Origin of the sequence: Endozoicomonas acroporae (genome assembly GCF_002864045.1) — a bacterium.
GTDB classification, from domain to species: Bacteria; Pseudomonadota; Gammaproteobacteria; order Pseudomonadales; family Endozoicomonadaceae; genus Endozoicomonas; species Endozoicomonas acroporae.
This window is the reverse complement of sequence record NZ_PJPV01000191.1, coordinates 1-17,072: the sequence shown is the minus strand read 5'-3', so window position 1 is coordinate 17,072 and position 17,072 is coordinate 1. Positions and strand designations below refer to the sequence as shown.

Genomic DNA, 17,072 nt, shown 5'->3' with positions numbered 1-17,072 from the left:
AAAATTCCAGATTTATGTTAGGGGTGCTGAATAGTTACCTTCGCTTTTCTGATGGCAGCTTTGGTGTTATGGATTTTAGTGAAATGCTGTCATATAAAACCAGCCTAACCCGAGCTTTAGAGGATGACGTTTTTTTCAGCGCTTTTTTATCGAGCTAGGGGCTCTTTGCTGGCCTAATGGCCTGGAGTTCAGTGCAGGCAGCCTTTATAAAAGGCTTGAAGATTCCGGTAAACTGGTTAAGCCTGCTGCTTAAGGGCCTGCTTTAAAAAACTCACCCTTAAGACCTTATTGGTGGTATTGCTGGCTTTGGGATTGAACCTAAAACTTTCTTCGATACAGGAAAACAGCTATTGCGGTTTTGTTGAAGCGTTTCAATGTGTTAGCTTTTGCCTTCCTGAACAGCAGCATCATCAACTCTTACACAATGCTTTACACAAAAACAATTTAGCCTGTCTCCTCATTCATTACCAATGGCTGTAACGCTTTAACTTTTTAATCGTCGTTCTTTTTGCTGGTTTCCCTTTTGGAGTACATTCAAGATTCAAGACTTGGCACTGGATTCCTCTTTCACCTTATGGAGATAGAACCGCACCTCAATTTTTCCATAATCAACATGGCCATCATTATCGATAGTGGCAGTACGACTGAGCGAGATGCGAGATTGACTGTCATATTTAAGAGGCTCTCCATCAGTAGCTCCTGCCCCCCCCACAAAGGTTGGAATAGCGTTCATGCGGTAGGTGATGTCAGTGCTGTTGTCATTACGTATCACGTCGATGGCCAGCTCTGGGTTTTGTTGGGTTAGCAGACCCCAATCGGGCATCATGTCAAACAGAGTACCCTGGAGACAGTAGAGCATATGATTAAGCTCGGTCTGGTTGATGTGGCTGAGTATCTGCATCTGTGTTTCGATCGGTAGCCCATCAAGGCTACTGATAATCTCGCCTTCTAACGCCTGACGAACTTCGTTGGCGGCATCCGTCTCATAATGAGCCATCTTATGGCGGTATTCAGCGCATAGAGCACTATTGTCAAAGTTGACTCCATTGTTGTTGTGAATACGTACAGTGTTTCTGATCAAATCGACACCGATCTGGTTGGGGATGACAAGTTGGCCTTTTTTATCTAAATCGGCTTTCATGGCGAGCATATCGCTTTCATGGCAACTGTCACTGGGGATTCGCACCTTCCTTTCAATCTCAGCCGGTATGACCAGATCCTCAAAAATATGGTCTGGAGCCTGTATAGTAGCAATAATCTTATCGTTGATTTTGTCCGCCATTTTACTGAGAAAGCGCTGGTTGGTATTTGGGTTGGAGCGGAGAATACCTTTGTGGACAGTGGGCATGAGAACCAATTGCTCTTGCAGGTAGTCTCGAAACAAAGCCAGTTGCCGGGTCGTGCAGGGTGGATCGCCCAGCATCTCGAGTTCATCCATATAGGCGTTGATGAGGGCCTCGATTTGCTGACACTGCTCTGAACTATTATGGGTCGTATCGGTCAGCTTTTGAGTTGCGGTCTGGATTTTCTCCTCGAGAATTATAAGCTGATCCTTCTCTTGTTTACTCTGTTTGAGGTCAGTGATCTTATGGGGCGAAGATAGGGTGATTTGGTGTTTCTCCAGACCAAAATCTGTCCACTTATTGGGTAATGCATGACCAGCTTTGCCAATTGTTGGCTCAATCTCAGCATCTGCTATTTGAGAAATTCGGCCTGCACTGGTGTTTTGAGGTTTCTCCGGATTGTTGTTGTTTGGTGGGATGGCTGGCTGACTCGGGGTGCTCTCATCGACCTTACTCATTGGCTTCATCCATGTGCGCTGTTGGGTATCTCGAAGTATAGGAAACGGATCAGGCATCTCACGATCGACGACCGGTAGGCACCGGCAAATCCGGAAGCCAGTGTCAGGGCTTTCTTTTTACTGGTTTCCCTTTTTGAACAGAAGAAAGAGGACGCCCTTCTGTCTTGATTGCCGCTTCCCTGCTAATTAAAAGAAAAGTCTGGCTACAGAACTCCTTTTGGACAACCAGGTTTTGCCCCGCTTCCATAAGCCGTTCCGAGAGTTATCATCGTACCGCAACTGCCCGTAATCTTGGATTGGCAAGTATGCCGGTGATGATCAGGCTGGTGCACTGGGAATGGCTCAAGACGCGAGGACTTTATGGCTTTGAGTGTTAGCAAAATCCTTTTGGCTGGTTTCCGTCGCGATGTCAACGTGGTAAGCCGGTTATATCTGGTCATATACGTATACCCGTGCACTTAAATGCCGGTAAGGCGGGCAGATATAAGGGTGTATAAAACTTGCGTATGAATCGCGGAGTGGTAGGATTGCCGCCATTTTAGTTGCTCAGCCCCTGGAGCAGACAGATTTAAAAGTGTGTACAAATATGTGTACGAAAAAAATTTAAAGATTTTGAAAGGCGGAATAAGTTTTGGAAATTAATAAGTTAAGAAACGTTGCCATTATCGCCCACGTAGACCACGGCAAGACTACGCTGGTGGATAAGCTGCTGCAGCAGTCAGGTACTCTGGGTCGTAAGGACCAGGGCGCTGAGCGTATCATGGACTCCAATGACCAGGAAAAAGAGCGTGGTATTACCATCCTGGCCAAGAACACTGCGATTGAGTGGCAAGATTTCCATATCAATATCGTTGATACCCCGGGACACGCTGACTTCGGTGGTGAAGTTGAGCGGGTACTCTCCATGGTTGACTCGGTTCTGCTGCTGGTGGATGCCGTTGATGGTCCGATGCCACAGACCCGCTTTGTTACCCAGAAGGCCTTTGAGCAGGGCCTGAGCCCGATTGTGGTAATCAACAAGGTTGATCGTCCGGGTGCTCGCCCTGACTGGGTTATGGATCAGGTATTTGATCTGTTTGATCGTCTGGGCGCTACGGATGAGCAGCTGGACTTCCCGGTGATTTACGCCTCCGCACTGAACGGTGTTGCCGGTCATGATCCGGACAATCTGGCTGAAGATATGACACCGCTGTTTGAGATGATTACTGAGCGTGTGCCTGCACCACCGGTCAATGTTGACGGTCCTTTGCAGATGCAGATCAGTGCCCTGGATTACAACAGCTACGTCGGTGTAATCGGTATTGGTCGTATTACCCGTGGTGTACTGAAGCCAGGTCAGCAGATTGTGCTGGTGGATCGTGACAACAAGCAGCGTAAGGCCAAAGTGCAGCAGGTCATGGGGCATCTGGGGCTTGAGCGTGTTGAAGTGGCCAAAGCCCGTGCCGGTGACATTGTCTGCATTACCGGTATCGATAAGCTGAACATTTCTGACACGATCTGTGATCCTGAGCGTCCGGAAATGCTGCCACCGCTGACGGTTGATGAGCCAACAGTCAGTATGACCTTCCAGGTGAATGACTCTCCGTTTGCTGGTCAGGATGGCAAGTTCGTTACCTCCCGTAATATCCGTGAGCGTCTTGATCGCGAACTGATCTCCAACGTAGCGTTGCGTGTTGAGCAGGGCGATGATGCGGATAAGTTCAAGGTATCCGGCCGTGGTGAACTGCACCTGTCTGTTCTGATTGAAACCATGCGTCGGGAAGGGTTTGAGCTGGCGGTTTCCCGTCCACAGGTGGTGGTAAAGGAAATTGACGGCGTTAAGCAGGAGCCCTTTGAGCACGTGGTGGTGGACATTGAAGAACAGCACCAGGGGCCGGTGATGGAAGAGCTTGGCCAGCGCCGTGCTGAACTGAAAGATATGGTGCCGGATGGCAAAGGGCGTGTGCGTCTTGACTTCATTATGCCGGCCCGTGGTCTGATCGGTTTCCGTTCCCAGTTCCTGACCATGACTTCAGGCAGCGGTATCCTGACCTCCATCTTCGATCACTACGGTGAAGTCAAGGGTGGGGAAGTTGGCCAGCGCAACAACGGAGTTCTTATCTCCATGGTGAATGGCAAGGTGCTGGCCTATGCGTTGTTCAGCTTGCAGGAGCGTGGCCGTCTGTTCATTAACCCGAACGTTGATGTCTATGAAGGCCAGATTATCGGTCTGCATAGTCGTGATAACGATTTGACGGTAAACCCCACCAAAGCCAAGCAGCTGACGAACATTCGTGCTGCAGGTACCGATGAGAATATAATTCTGACACCGCCGGTTCGCCACTCTCTGGAACAGGCCCTGGAGTTTATTGATGATGATGAGCTGGTTGAGGTGACGCCCAACCACATCCGTATTCGCAAAAAGTTCCTGAAGGAGCATGAGCGTAAGCGTGCAAGTCGTTCAAAGTAATACTGGCGAATAACTGAAATACTGTATGCAAAACCCCACTTGGTGTGGGGTTTTTATGGCCCTAACCAGGGATTGCCGGGGTATGGGACCGTGGTCGTTAGCTGAGTAATAATCGCTGCAATAACAAGGCATGCCACAAAGGTATAACCCGGCGATGCAATCCAGCCTTCCAGAAAGTGAGGGTCACGTTTCCCTACCGCTAAAAAGTGTCTTTTCTTTTCATGTTTAACCCGTTTCTTTTTATCTGCCTTGTAGCGCTGTCGCATTTGTTCAATGTCGGACGTTGTCAGGGGAGATACCGGGGGTCTGTTGTTTTTCTGGCTCAGTCGGTGAGAGACCAGAAAGCCGTATTCCAACGGTGAGGTGAGTAATATGACCGGGTTGCTGTGCGGGTTGTCGTAGAGTTCAGGAATGGCTGCAAACAGCTCTTCACTATTGTCCAGAACCACTGCTGGCGAGGACGTCAGATCGGTGCTGACGGGCCCCGGACCCAGCATTTTTCTGGTGGCTATTCGGTTGTGGCTGATATCGATATCAACAATATACAGATTCGCTGACAGGGCGATGCATTGCAAAACAGCATGCCGCTTCTCCTTAACCCCCTTGAAGTTCTCCAGCATTAACATTTCTGGGCAAACCCGGGTGTTGCTAATGGTGGTTCTGGTTAATAGTTCAAACAGCTTGTTATAGAGCTCGTCATCATGGGCGAGATGCTTCTCCAGCTCCGTGTGGTGGCTCAACCAGGCCGCAAGGTCATTCTTGCTCTGCTCAAGGATGAACGTTGCAAAGACGTTTTTCTCTTTTTTATTTAGATCCAATGCTGGCTGAAGCAGTTGATGCAGCTCATCATCCGCCGTTCTGCCCGCCGAAATAAGCAGTTGTGAAAGATAGTGATAAAATTGTTCGGGTCGACAGGTATGCAGGGCTTGTAAAGCCGTCAGGGTATATTGCCAGCGATCATGCTGTTGGGTTTCAGGATTGGTTGAGTAAATCTTAAAGCCCGTCCTGGCTACCCATTGCTGAATCATTATTTGATCATCTTCAGAGAAGTACCGGGATGCTCTGGCGGGTATTGCCATTAGGATGATCAAAAAGACCACAATTGTTTTAATTACTTTTCCAGGTTGGTATTTCATATTCTTCGGGCTGTTGCTGTTTATTACCCTCTCCAGAGAGGTCGGTGTACGTAGCTGAATGGCGTGGTGTTATCAGTAGAGGATGTTTAAATTCAGAAAGTACTAGTACATGGTTTCAATGAGTTTGACGGGTTGTCGTGCCTACGCACTCCGTTCGTCCTGAGCCTGCCGAAGGGCCCATAGGGCCTAAAGGCGGAAACTCCAGACTCTGATAGATCGTGCCAAGCACCCTTCGTCCGTGCATCCTGAGCGGAGCCGAAGGACGCTCAGGGTGAACGGAGATTGTACACGTCAAACTCATTGACACCATGTACTAGGTCTCAGACAGGTTGTCGCCGAATTAGTTCAAGTTATGTTTTTAAAAGTGACGACGTGCCCTTTGCCGCAATAACCGTTTAAGGTTAAGGTTAGGCATTGTTCTGGTGTTTTCCTGAAAGGATTTTCCATGCGCACCCTGTATCCCGCCATCAAACCCTACGCTACCCGGCACCTGCAAGTTGATGATATTCATGAGATATACATTGAAGAGTGTGGTTCTCAGGATGGGCTACCGGTTCTTTTCGTGCATGGTGGACCGGGTGCCGGTTGTACAGAGCAGGATCGCCGTTTTTTTGATCCGGAAAAGTATCGGATTATTCTTTTTGATCAGAGGGGGAGTGGGCGCTCCAGACCCCATGCTGAACTGGAGCACAATAATACCACTGCACTGATTGAAGACATGGAGTTGATTCGTGAAAACCTGGGAGTTGAGCGGTGGCTGGTATTTGGTGGCTCCTGGGGCTCAACACTTTCGTTGCTGTATGCCCAGGCGCATCCGAAGCGTTTGTCAGGACTGGTTCTCAGGGGTGTTTTTCTTTCCCGGCAACAGGATCTTGACTGGCTTTATAAAGAGGGAGCCAGCAGAGTATTTCCGGATCACTGGGCGCACTTTCTGGAGCTGATACCGGAAGGTGAACGCGGCGATCTTCTGGAAGCTTACTATCAGCGGCTGTTTGGCGAGGATGAACTGGCCAGAATGAATGCTGCCAAGCACTGGTCTTTGTGGGAGGGCAATACGGCAACCCTGCGCCCCAACCATGAACTGGTGGATCATTTTGCTGATCCACACCTGGCCTTATCCCTTTCGCGGATAGAGTGCCATTACTTTAAACATAAGTCCTTCATTAACCCGAATCAGATTATAGAGAAGATGAATCTGATATCAGCCATTCCCGGCGTGATCGTGCATGGGCGTTATGACATGATCTGTCCGCTGGATAATGCACAGGCGCTTGCGGATCACTGGCCGCAGGCAGATTTGCAGATTATCCGGGATGCCGGTCACGCTTCCTGTGAGCCGGGCATTGTGGATGCACTGGTCAGGGCAACGGATGATTTTGCCCGAAGATTGGCTCCATAAAAGCAGAGCGTATTGGAAAAACAACTCGAGATGCATCGATGAAAGGGTTGATTCAGCGGGTCAGTCATGCCAGCGTGGTGGTGGATGGGGAAACGGTCGGAGAAATCGGTTCCGGCATTCTTCTGTTGCTGGGGGTCGAAAAAGGGGATGACCTGGCTCTGGCGGATAAACTGCTGGAAAAAGTGTTGAAATATCGAATTTTCAGTGATGATCAGGGCAGGATGAAACTTGGTTTGCGCGATGTGGGGGGCGGCCTGCTTATTGTTTCCCAGTTCACCCTGGTTGCGGATACCCGTAAAGGTTTGCGCCCGGGTTTCAGTGCCGGAGCCTCTCCTGAGCAGGGAGAAAAGCTATATCACTACTTTGTTGAGCGGGCTGAAGCTCTGCATCACAATGTTGCCACCGGCCGCTTTGGTGCAGATATGAAAGTCTCTCTGCTCAATGATGGGCCGGTGACGTTTCTGCTGGAGTCTTAGCGTCAAATACCGAAAAACGGAATGGATCATCAAGCCCGGTAATGGGCTGATGATCCATATTTTGGCTACAGTGCAGCATTATCATCCTCGGAAGCATCTGTTTCGACCGTTTTGAATACCTCCATTTCAAACTCAGGCTTGCCATTGAGGGGAAGCAAGGGTGGCATGCCTTCAGCATCTTCCTTGTTGAAGAAACAGTAAGTAGACTCATCAACAGGGAGTGGCTCGTAGGTGTAATTTACATAGCCCTCTTCCACTCCTTCAAGTTCCACATCTTCAGCTTCCAATCGCGTCGGGTCAAAGTCGCTTTTGTCAAGCTCGGCCAGATAACGCTGATGGTAGAAGTATGGAGTAATTTTATCGGCAATCGCTACAGGCCCGGGGCTTACTGCTGCAAGGCCGGAAAATATCACCTGGCCGGCAGGGTAATAGTATGGGCCAAAAAACGCATTTGCTGTTAGACAGCAAAGCTGCTTTGCAAAATAGCCAGTAACTGTATAGTCGACAACAGCTTTAACAGCCCTGGGGCCAAACTGCACAGTTATACCTCCGCCAATACGTCCAGCTACGAACATGGCTAAAGGTCGAGACACGGGCTCGGAATAACTGATAAACCTCTTGGTTAATCGGGCTATTCCGCCTGGTATGGCAGAACCAATCATGGTTAACCTCCTTATTAAAATTCTTTTGAACTATTGTTCTAGACTATGAGGTTTCGGAAAAGTTCCGCCAATGTTGGCTAATTGGGCAAAATAATTGCAAATAAGGCGATAGAGGGCCTGACATTGGGTGTCAGGCGGGTATTATTACATCTGCTCGACGGTTTCAATGCCCAGCAGGCCAAGACCCAGCTTCAGGGTTCTGGCGGTCAGGGCGCAGATCTGCAGGCGGCTGTTGCGCAGGTCTTCAGAAACGCCTTCCTTGTTCACCGGGCATGCTTCATAGAACTTCATAAAGGCACCGGAGATGTCGTACAGATAGGCGCACAGCTGATGTGGCAGGCCTTCTCTGGCAACGGATTCAATGGTTTCGCTGAAGCGGCACAGCTGCAGGGCCAGCTCCCGTTCAGCATCGTTCTCAATCAGGATATCACCAGTGAGGTCAGACTCGCTGATACCGGCCTTGCGGAAGATGCTCATGATCCGGGTGTAGGCATAGAGCAGGTAAGGTGCGGTATTGCCCTCAAAGGCCAGCATGTTATCCCAGTCAAAAACATAGTCGCTGGTCCGGTTTTTGGAAAGGTCCGCATATTTTACCGAGCCAATGGCCACAGAGCGGATCACATTTACCTTCTGTTCTTCTGAAAGGTCGCCGGATTTGCTGGCAATCAGGGCGGCTGCGCGTTCTTCCGCCTCGTCCAGAAGGTCTGCCAGCTTGATGGTGGTGCCGGCACGGGTCTTGAACGGTTTGCCATCTTTGCCCAGCATCATGCCAAAGGCGTGGTGTTCCAGTGAAGCGTGGTCAGACGCAAATCCTGCCTTGCGGGCAATGGTGAATACCTGGTCGAAATGCTGTCCCTGGCGTGCATCTACGTAATAGAGAACGCGATCGGCGTTCAGGGTATGGCAGCGGTGACGGATCGCCGCCAGGTCGGTGGTTGTGTAAAGGAAACCACCTCCGGACTTCTCGACGATGACGCCCATTGGGTCGCCATCCTTGTTTTTGAACTCATCCAGAAAGACAACCCTGGCACCGCTGTCTTCACTCAACAGTCCCTGTTCATCCAGCAGCTGGATGATCACGGGCAGACTGTCGTTATAGGCGCTTTCCCCCATCACATCAGCAGCGGTCAGTGAGACATTCAGGCGGTCATAGTTATCCTGGTTGTGTGACAGAGTGGTATCCACCAGTTTTTTCCACAGTTTCAGGCAGTACTCGTCGCCGGCCTGCAGGCGGACCACATAGCTTCTGGCGCGGGTGGCGAAGTCCGGGTTGTCATCAAAATGCTTCTTGGCTTCGCGATAGAACGTTTCCAGGTCAGAAAGCTCCATGCTCATGGCTTCCTGGTTCTCTTTCTCAAGTTCTTCCAGGTGGGCGATCAGCATGCCAAATTGCGTACCCCAGTCCCCCAGGTGGTTCTGGCGGATCACCTTGTGTCCGAGAAACTCCAGGGTTCTGGCGGTTGAGTCGCCGATAATGGTGGAGCGCAGGTGGCCAACGTGCATCTCTTTGGCAACGTTCGGCGCTGAGTAATCAACCACCACGGTTTGCCTGTTGTCGGTCTGTGCAACACCAGCCCGGGGATCGTGGACGGCAGACTGAAGACTGCTGGCCAGCCATTGGGGGGCGAGATGAATGTTGATGAAACCGGGTCCGGCAATGTCAACCTTGCTGGCAATGCCATCAAGGTCCAGATTATCGATCACTTTTTGTGCCAGTTCCCGTGGGTTCATACCCATTTTTTTGGCCGCAGCCATCACAGCGTTGCACTGGTAATCACCAAAGTTCGCCCGTGCGCTGGGACGAACCATGGCCGGGGTCTCCTCTGGAGCACCCGCAGCAATAAGCGCTTTGATGACCTTGTCGTCAAGCAGCTTGAGAATATTCATGCATGAGTCCTTGGTTAAAACTCGCTGGAATTTAAATGGCGGGAATGCTATCGAAAAAGGCCATTTGTCTCAATAGAGGCAATAGCCGTGCTTGAACTTATATCAGTAAGGCTGGAGATAATGGTATCTTTATCCGGGTGTGTTCATAAACAGCCGGACAAACACAGACCTGATAATAGATAAGTTGAGAGATATGACATCCAGATCAAACAATAGCAGGCGGGGAGCCAGTAAATCGACCAATGCCGGTAAATCAGCCGGTGTGTCTCTGCCCAACTGGGCCTGGCTGCTGGCAGGTCTGGTTATTGGTGTGTTTGCTGCTTTTCTGGCAGGGCTAACGCCCTCTGCCAAAGATGTGCGCAGCGTAGCAGGTCAGGTCAAGTCATCGTCCGGGGATGAACAGCAAAAAGATAATCAGCCGGTGTTTGATTTTTATACCCTGCTGCCCGAGTCGGAAGTGACGGTATCCATTGCGGAGCCGGAACTGAAACCGGAACCAGTCTCTGCCAAAAAAACAGAGAGTAAACCGGATCAGAAACCGTCAGCCAGCGCTAAAAAATATCTGCTGCAGGCCGGCTCTTTCCGCAGTGACAAGGATGCCGAGCGACTCAGGGCGCAATTGCTACTGGAAGGTTTGACTCCCAAAGTCGAGAAAGTCAGTGTTGGCACAGGGGAAACCTGGCACCGGGTGCAGCTGGGACCATTTACCGATCGGGCCTCACTGCACAATGCCCAGGAAGTGCTGGCCAGCAAAAACATTGATAGTCTTTTGTTACAGTTGAAATAGAAAAAGCACCATTCCGGGCGGGTTTTCTCTTCCGCCCCTCTTGATAATTTATTTCCCTGCCCCATATAAGGTCCTGTTATCCGTTTTTTATTAAGGAGCGAGCCTTGGAACAGTATCGTGGCACAACTATTCTGTCGGTACGTCGTGGCGGCAGTGTCGTGATCGGTGGTGATGGCCAGGTTTCGCTGGGTGATGCCGTAATCAAGGGCAACGCCCACAAAGTACGCCGACTGCATAAAGGTAAAGTGATTGCCGGATTTGCCGGTGGTACTGCTGATGCCTTTACCCTGTTTGAGCGTTTTGAAGCCCAGCTGGAAAAACACCAGGGACGACTGACCAAATCAGCGGTTGAGCTGGCCAAAGAGTGGCGAACCGAGCGGGCCCTGCAACGTCTGGAAGCCATGCTGATTGTTGCTGATGCCACTGCCTCCCTGATCATCACTGGTAATGGCGATGTGATGGAGACGGAAGATGGCATCCTGGCCATCGGTTCCGGTGGTTTTTATGCCCAGGCAGCTGCCAAGGCACTGTTTCACAACACCGAAATGGGTGCCCGGGATATCGTTGAAAAGAGTCTGGGTATCGCCGCAGATATCTGTGTCTACACCAACTCAAACCAAGTCATCGAAGAGCTTCCTGCAGCTTGAAACAATAGCGATCTAACGAGTTTCTGATATGTCAGATATGACACCCCGTGAAATTGTCCATGAGCTGGACAAACATATTATTGGCCAGGACGAGGCCAAACGCGCTGTAGCCATTGCCCTTCGGAACCGCTGGCGCAGAATGCAGTTGAATGAAGATCTGCGTAACGAGATCAGCCCGAAAAATATTTTGATGATCGGCCCCACCGGCGTTGGTAAAACCGAGATTGCCCGGCGTCTGGCCAAACTGGCCAATGCACCGTTTATCAAGGTGGAAGCCACCAAGTTTACCGAAGTGGGTTATGTGGGCCGCGATGTCGAATCCATTGTCCGTGACCTGATGGACGCGGCCATCAAAATGCTCCGTGAGATGGAAATGGAGCGCGTTCGCCACCGTGCGCTGGATGCCGCTGAAGAGCGCATTCTGGATGCACTGCTGCCGCCTCCCCGATCTTTTGGTGACGAGTCCCAGCCCCAGGACAACTCAACCCGTCAGGTATTCCGCAAAAAACTCCGCGAAGGCGACCTGGACGATAAAGAGATTGAGATTGATGTGCGTGAAGCGGCCATGGGTGTTGAAATCATGGCACCTCCTGGCATGGAAGAGATGACCAGCCAGCTGCAGAGCATGTTCTCTAACCTGAATACCGGCAAATCCAAAAAGCGGAAGCTGAAAGTCAAGGATGCCATGCGTCTGGTTCAGGAAGAAGAAGCGGCCAAGCTGGTCAATGAGGATGAACTCAAGACCAAGGCGGTTGAAGCTGTTGAGCAGAACGGTATCGTCTTTATTGACGAAATTGACAAGGTGGCCAAGCGTTCAGGTGCTTCTACTGCTGACGTCTCCCGTGAAGGTGTGCAGCGTGACCTGCTGCCATTAATCGAAGGTTGTACCATTTCTACCAAATACGGCATGGTGAAGACAGATCACATTCTGTTTATTGCCTCCGGTGCGTTCCACCTGGCCAAGCCTTCCGATCTGATTCCAGAGCTGCAGGGGCGTCTGCCCATCCGTGTTGAACTGAAAGCGCTCTCTTCTGAAGACTTTATGCGTATTCTGACCGAGCCGGATGCGTCTCTGACCGAACAATACCAGGCGCTGATGGCCACAGAATCACTCAATATCGAGTTTGCCGACGATGCCATTCGCCGCCTGGCTGAGGTTTCCTGGCAGGTGAATGAACGTACTGAAAATATCGGTGCCCGCCGCCTCCATACGGTGATGGAGCGTCTGCTGGAAGAAGTTTCCTTTGGCGCTGCGGATCTGGCGTCTGCCCAGGATGGCGCGCCACTAAAGGTTGATGCGGCTTATGTTGATAAACACCTGGGTGAACTGGTTGAGGATGAAGACCTGAGTCGTTATATCCTCTGATGTTTGATAGGGAGTGGTCGGTGTCTTGCTGGTCACTCTGCTCTTAGGAGTTGTTCCTGAATTACTTCCTTTTTTTGCCACGGAGACACGGAGGCACGGAGAACAGAAAAATCTTTTCCTCCGTGACTCCGTGTCTCCGTGGCAAAGTTTTTTCTTGGCTGAATAGCATCGGAAATGTGGAAGTTATTTCAGGACAGTTCCTTACTCTTTCATAATGAGTGGAAACCCGGCCCGAAATGACTACCCCAATTCCTTCCGCCATTAAACTGCACAAACGCTCCAAAACGTTAGAGATTCAGTTTGGTCATGACACGTTCCAGCTGGAAGCGGAGTTTCTCCGGGTATTAAGCCCATCTGCCGAGGTTCGTGGTCATGGCAACCCAGTTTTGCAGACCGGTAAACTGAATGTGGCCATCACCGGCGTGGAAATGGTTGGCCAATATGCCATCAAGCTGGTGTTTGATGATGGGCATAACAGTGGGATTTATGACTGGGGTTACCTCCATGAGCTGTGTCAAAACAAAGAAGCGATGTGGGATGAGTACCTGCAGGCTCTGAGGGATGCAGGTGCCAGCCGTGATCCGGACGTTTCGGTGGTTCGCCTTTTTCAGTAACTTGACATCAATGCCCTGCCTGCTACGTTACATGTAACATAATCACCATTATGAAAACTTAGCCACGGAGGCATTATGTCTACCAATACTAACCAGCCCAAAACCACCCGGGAACGTGTAGAAAGTCACAGAAAAACACTCCGTCAGGCTGGTTTGCGCCCTTTACAGATCTGGGTTCCTGATACACGGATCAAGGGCTTCGGTCTGGAGTGTCAGCGACAATCTGCCATGCTCAAGTCCGATAAACTGGAACGCGACACCATGGACTGGATTGAACAAACCAGCGACGATGAGGGCTGGGCATGAAGCGCGGCGACATCGTTACCGTCTTAATCAAGGGAGACTATGGCAAACCAAGGCCAGCCTTAATCATCCAATCCAACCTGTTTCCAGAGCACCCTTCGGTCACTCTTCTGCCAATCACAGGAGAGTTGAGGGACGTGCCGCTATTCCGCTACACCCTGTTTGAAAGTAAAGAAAACGGGCTCAACAAAACCTCTCAAGTGATGATCGATAAAATCACCACTATAAAAACAGACAAAATCGGGAAAACCATCGGCTCACTCAGTCAACAAGAACTGACAGAAGTCACCCGGCTGATGGCCTTGTGGTTGGGAATGGCCTGAAAGCGCTGCATCCACAACAGATTCCCGGGAGCGCGAGCAATCAGCAATGCATGGCAATTGCCCCTCATCATGGTCAGGATTTCGGCCCAGGGAGTGTTCTTCCTTCTCAAGCATCAATATCAGCTGCTCACGTTGTTTCTTCCTGGCCAGTTCCAGGGGTGTCTGGCCATGGCAATCCCTGGCATGGATATCAGCGCCGCTATCGATCAGGACGGACAAAGACCCAACGGCATTTCCCTTAACCGCAAAATGCAGCACCGTCTCGTCTGTGCTGGTGGTCGCATGGATATTTGCTCCGTTGCGGAGCAGGAATTGTGCACTTTCTACCTTGTCTTTCTTTATGGCCATGTGCAGGGGGGTAAAGCCGGCAGCCGACCTGTTATTAACATCTATCCCTTTGTTAACCAGGACCTGGGCACAGTCGATCTGGCCACACTGGGCAGCGATATGCAAGAGCGATATCCCTCCCTGCAACTGACTGAGGGAAATTCCAGTCTTTTCCATCGCATCAAGCAACAGCTCCATGCATGCGGTATAACCACGGCGGACAGCGTGGCATACGGGCGAGTAGTTTTTGTCATCCAGGGTACTGATATCGGCATTGTTGTCGACCAGAACCTGCACACACTGCCTGTGATCGCCCATGGTGGCCAGGTGCAGGGGAGTCTGGCCACGTATATTCTTGAAGTTGATATCCGCTTTGTAAGCCAAAAGAAGCTCGACACTTCCCAACTGGCCCAACTGTGCGGCTAAATGCAAGGGGCTTGATTCCTTATTACTCCTGGCATTGATATGCACAGAGTCTTTGTGATTCAACAGCACAGTCATACAGGGAATCCTGCCAAACTGGGCAGCGATGTGCAGGGGGGTATGGCCCATCTCATCCTCTGCATTAATGCTCGCCCTGTTGTCCATCAACAGCAACCGAAGGCATTCGCTGTGACCATGTTTGCTGGCAAAATGCTGGGGCGTCCATCCCCCACCGCGTTGGGAGCTTATGATCAGCGCCTGATGCTCAAGCAAGACTTTCATACACTTCACACTCCCTTCCCGGGCAGCAATATGCAGAGGCGTCAAGCCATAAAGAGTCCTGGCATTGATATCAGCCCCCAGTCTGATCAAGGTCTGCAGATACTCCACACTGTCGAACAGGGTCGTATTATGGAGGGGGGTATTGTGGCCCTCTGTGAGGGCATGGATATCGGCACCATGCTTGATCAGGATGTCCACGGAATTCCGCTGGGGAGTCTGGGCGGCCCTGTGCAGAGCGGTTATACCGTCACGGTTGGCGGCATTGACGTTGTGCCCGGCACCAAGCAAAAGCTCCATACATTCAACATGCCCATTGTCAGCAGCACTGTGCAGTGGCGACCAGCCAGGGATGGTGCTGGCTTCAATAAACCTGGCACCATGAGCCAGTAAAAGTTTTATACACTCTGGATACCCTTGATGGGCAGCGTTGCTCAGGGGTGACAGGTTCCTGTTGTTTTGGCAGTTGACGTTTGCCTGCCGGTTCAGCAGAAATTGCACGCTCCGGGCCTTGCCAGCCTGGGCTGCCAGGTGCAGGGGAGTAGAGCCGTCGTTGTCCCTGGCATCAAGCAGGCTGACATTGCGATTGAGTAACAGTTCCATAAAATTCACACCGCCACCAAGGGCGGCAATGTGCAGGGCTGTCTGCCCATTGTCGTCTTTGGCATTGACATCCAGCCCTTGATCAAGGAGCACTTGCAAGAAATCGATGGGGCCACTGCGGGTGAGAACATGCAAGAGTGTCTTGCCCTTGTCCAGAATGGCGTTCACATTGGCACCATGATCGAGCAGGATTTGTGCACACTTGCCATGACCATTAAGAACGGCAAGGTGCAGTGCCGTATGATGGTGATCACAGGTGGCATCTATATTCTCTTCATATTTCACCCAACTCCGCTCACCATGCTTCTCTCTGCGCCCGGTAAAGAGTAAGGCTGCCACACAGGCATCATGCCCCATCATGGCCGCGAGATGCAGGGGGGTAGTGTCAAACAGGTCAATTTCATTGCCAATCGCCCTGAATTCAAGAAAACGCTCCACACACGTCACCTGACCACGCAGGGCAGCACTGTGCAGGGGGCTTCTGCCCATACTGTCCCGGGCATTCATATTGGCACCATTGGCGATCAATGTTTTGACACACTGCTCGTGGCCAAATTCGGCAGCAAAGTGCAGGGGTGTCATGCCGGCAGAAGAGACGGCATTGGCATCAGAGTTATGGTTAACAAGCATCTGTACACACGCCTCATTGCCCGTCTGGGCAGCAATGTGCAGCAGCGTGACATGGCCGCCGTAGAGTGCTGAGTAAAAGCTCTGGCGGGCCAGCATGGGCTCCCGACCCAGCCAGCCAGACAACACCTCCATATCTCCGGAACGACAGCATTGCACGGGCAGGGGTTCATCGGGAACAGTGGTCTGGGCAAGCAGTGATTCAGCTGCACTGCCATGGCGAGGTACCTGCTGCACAACATCGACACTGCGCTGGTCAATCCCTTTGGAGTTGTTCAGCCATGGATTGATGCACTGTTCATGATATTGATGCTGACAAGTGGCAACGGTGATTTCTTTTTGATCAGCAAATGTTTGTAGGCACAGGGGGCAGGAATTATTTACAACGAAAGGGACGGCAGGGGCTGGCGAAATAGCAGTATTCATCAGATCTCCTGACTAATGGTGGATGGTCGTGGGCAGGCAGGAGAAGCGTAGCAGAGATATTTTGGCTGACAGGGATTATCGCCAGGGAAAGACCGGGCTGTGTGTCAGCGGTTGGATAGGAAGAGCCGGATAAGGGAGACCTTCAAGTCCGGAGCTGTGAGCAATTAATGAACGGTTTGTCACTTTTTTTGTCTTAATTCATGCTTGTTCAGCTGGTTCTGGTTATTAGACTTCAATTGCCCACCGGTTTTCATGCCTGCTGATTGCATCAGTCTTTATCTGTCCATCCATTAGCCGGGGCAGAGCAAAGCAACGTTAAGTAGCTAACCATATGAAATCATATATTTCTGACTCCTTGTTCAGGCACTCTGCTTCGTTACAACTCCGGTCACATAGCTACGGCTATGCTCCCTCCGTTGTGCCTCGCATAGCACCTGCCCAAGGAGTCAGAAATATATGATTCCATATGGCCAGCTACTTAAAAATTATTATTAGAGGAGCTGAAAGATGATAAAACCAATAATCACCCTCCCCAGC

The 17,072-nt window shown here is 50.9% G+C and carries 14 protein-coding genes; 9 read left to right on the top strand and 5 right to left on the bottom strand.

From position 1 onward, the window contains the following. Positions 1-541 precede the first annotated feature (541 nt). Positions 542-1,858, bottom strand: coding sequence for a hypothetical protein (locus CX664_RS23425; protein WP_146000270.1), 1,317 nt, complete (start codon positions 1,856-1,858; stop codon positions 542-544). 574 nt (positions 1,859-2,432) lie between these two features. On the opposite strand from CX664_RS23425, the gene typA reads away from it, so the two are divergent. Beyond that, positions 2,433-4,250 (top strand): translational GTPase TypA, encoded by a 1,818-nt coding sequence (gene typA, locus CX664_RS23420; protein WP_219622282.1) that lies wholly within the window; start codon positions 2,433-2,435, stop codon positions 4,248-4,250. A 53-nt stretch (positions 4,251-4,303) separates the two neighbouring features. Here the strand turns inward: typA and CX664_RS23415 are convergent, their stop codons facing one another. Next, positions 4,304-5,278, bottom strand: a complete 975-nt coding sequence (locus CX664_RS23415; RefSeq protein ID WP_180966610.1) for a hypothetical protein — start codon at positions 5,276-5,278, stop codon at positions 4,304-4,306. A 553-nt stretch (positions 5,279-5,831) separates the two neighbouring features. Between CX664_RS23415 and pip the strand changes: the two genes are divergently transcribed. Next, the gene (gene pip / locus CX664_RS23410) at positions 5,832-6,785 is read left to right on the top strand and encodes a prolyl aminopeptidase (protein WP_101749049.1); all 954 of its coding nucleotides are present in this window, start codon (positions 5,832-5,834) and stop codon (positions 6,783-6,785) included. 38 nt (positions 6,786-6,823) lie between these two features. Continuing rightward, positions 6,824-7,261: a D-aminoacyl-tRNA deacylase gene (gene dtd / locus CX664_RS23405; protein ID WP_101749048.1), complete on the top strand. Its 438-nt coding sequence runs from the start codon at positions 6,824-6,826 to the stop codon at positions 7,259-7,261. 65 nt (positions 7,262-7,326) lie between these two features. Here the strand turns inward: dtd and CX664_RS23400 are convergent, their stop codons facing one another. Next, a complete protein-coding gene (locus CX664_RS23400; RefSeq protein WP_101749047.1) occupies positions 7,327-7,923 on the bottom strand; it encodes a hypothetical protein in 597 nt (198 codons plus the stop codon). A 144-nt stretch (positions 7,924-8,067) separates the two neighbouring features. After that, entirely contained in the window at positions 8,068-9,810 is a 1,743-nt protein-coding gene (gene argS, locus CX664_RS23395; RefSeq protein ID WP_101749046.1) for an arginine--tRNA ligase, read from the bottom strand. A gap of 193 nt (positions 9,811-10,003) precedes the next feature. On the opposite strand from argS, the gene CX664_RS23390 reads away from it, so the two are divergent. The 6 genes from CX664_RS23390 to CX664_RS23365 all read left to right on the top strand — a co-directional run bounded on the left by CX664_RS23390 (position 10,004) and on the right by CX664_RS23365 (position 13,850). Next, positions 10,004-10,597, top strand: coding sequence for an SPOR domain-containing protein (locus tag CX664_RS23390; RefSeq protein WP_101749045.1), 594 nt, complete (start codon positions 10,004-10,006; stop codon positions 10,595-10,597). A gap of 104 nt (positions 10,598-10,701) precedes the next feature. Next, the gene (hslV, locus tag CX664_RS23385; RefSeq protein WP_101749044.1) at positions 10,702-11,244 is read left to right on the top strand and encodes an ATP-dependent protease subunit HslV; all 543 of its coding nucleotides are present in this window, start codon (positions 10,702-10,704) and stop codon (positions 11,242-11,244) included. Positions 11,245-11,272: 28 nt separating this feature from the next. Then, on the top strand, positions 11,273-12,610 hold the full coding sequence (hslU, locus tag CX664_RS23380) for an HslU--HslV peptidase ATPase subunit (RefSeq protein WP_219622281.1): 1,338 nt from the start codon (positions 11,273-11,275) through the stop codon (positions 12,608-12,610). A 236-nt stretch (positions 12,611-12,846) separates the two neighbouring features. Next, complete coding sequence (locus CX664_RS23375) at positions 12,847-13,224, top strand: gamma-butyrobetaine hydroxylase family protein (RefSeq protein WP_101749052.1); 378 nt, start codon at positions 12,847-12,849, stop codon at positions 13,222-13,224. 75 nt (positions 13,225-13,299) lie between these two features. Next, positions 13,300-13,530 carry an antitoxin MazE family protein gene (locus CX664_RS23370; RefSeq protein ID WP_101749043.1) on the top strand — a complete coding sequence of 77 codons (231 nt, stop codon included), beginning with the start codon at positions 13,300-13,302 and terminating at the stop codon, positions 13,528-13,530. Continuing rightward, a complete protein-coding gene (locus CX664_RS23365; RefSeq protein WP_101749042.1) occupies positions 13,527-13,850 on the top strand; it encodes a type II toxin-antitoxin system PemK/MazF family toxin in 324 nt (107 codons plus the stop codon). The genes CX664_RS23370 and CX664_RS23365 overlap by 4 nt, the downstream gene beginning before the upstream one ends. Here CX664_RS23365 and CX664_RS23360 read toward each other — a convergent pair. After that, the gene (locus tag CX664_RS23360) at positions 13,785-16,535 is read right to left on the bottom strand and encodes an ankyrin repeat domain-containing protein (protein WP_101749041.1); all 2,751 of its coding nucleotides are present in this window, start codon (positions 16,533-16,535) and stop codon (positions 13,785-13,787) included. The genes CX664_RS23365 and CX664_RS23360 overlap by 66 nt on opposite strands. Positions 16,536-17,072: the final 537 nt, after the last annotated feature.

What these genes read in the sequence shown, in the direction of transcription:
- pip (WP_101749049.1), top strand. Translation starts at nt 5,832, where the DNA reads ATGCGCACCCTGTATCCCGCCATCAAACCCTACGCTACCCGGCACCTG.
- CX664_RS23390 (WP_101749045.1), top strand. Translation starts at nt 10,004, where the DNA reads ATGACATCCAGATCAAACAATAGCAGGCGGGGAGCCAGTAAATCGACC.
- CX664_RS23425 (WP_146000270.1), bottom strand. Translation starts at nt 1,858, where the DNA reads ATGCCTGATCCGTTTCCTATACTTCGAGATACCCAACAGCGCACATGG.
- dtd (WP_101749048.1), top strand. Translation starts at nt 6,824, where the DNA reads ATGAAAGGGTTGATTCAGCGGGTCAGTCATGCCAGCGTGGTGGTGGAT.
- CX664_RS23400 (WP_101749047.1), bottom strand. Translation starts at nt 7,923, where the DNA reads ATGATTGGTTCTGCCATACCAGGCGGAATAGCCCGATTAACCAAGAGG.
- CX664_RS23415 (WP_180966610.1), bottom strand. Translation starts at nt 5,278, where the DNA reads ATGATTCAGCAATGGGTAGCCAGGACGGGCTTTAAGATTTACTCAACC.
- CX664_RS23365 (WP_101749042.1), top strand. Translation starts at nt 13,527, where the DNA reads ATGAAGCGCGGCGACATCGTTACCGTCTTAATCAAGGGAGACTATGGC.
- CX664_RS23375 (WP_101749052.1), top strand. Translation starts at nt 12,847, where the DNA reads ATGACTACCCCAATTCCTTCCGCCATTAAACTGCACAAACGCTCCAAA.
- hslU (WP_219622281.1), top strand. Translation starts at nt 11,273, where the DNA reads ATGTCAGATATGACACCCCGTGAAATTGTCCATGAGCTGGACAAACAT.
- CX664_RS23370 (WP_101749043.1), top strand. Translation starts at nt 13,300, where the DNA reads ATGTCTACCAATACTAACCAGCCCAAAACCACCCGGGAACGTGTAGAA.
- argS (WP_101749046.1), bottom strand. Translation starts at nt 9,810, where the DNA reads ATGAATATTCTCAAGCTGCTTGACGACAAGGTCATCAAAGCGCTTATT.
- CX664_RS23360 (WP_101749041.1), bottom strand. Translation starts at nt 16,535, where the DNA reads ATGAATACTGCTATTTCGCCAGCCCCTGCCGTCCCTTTCGTTGTAAAT.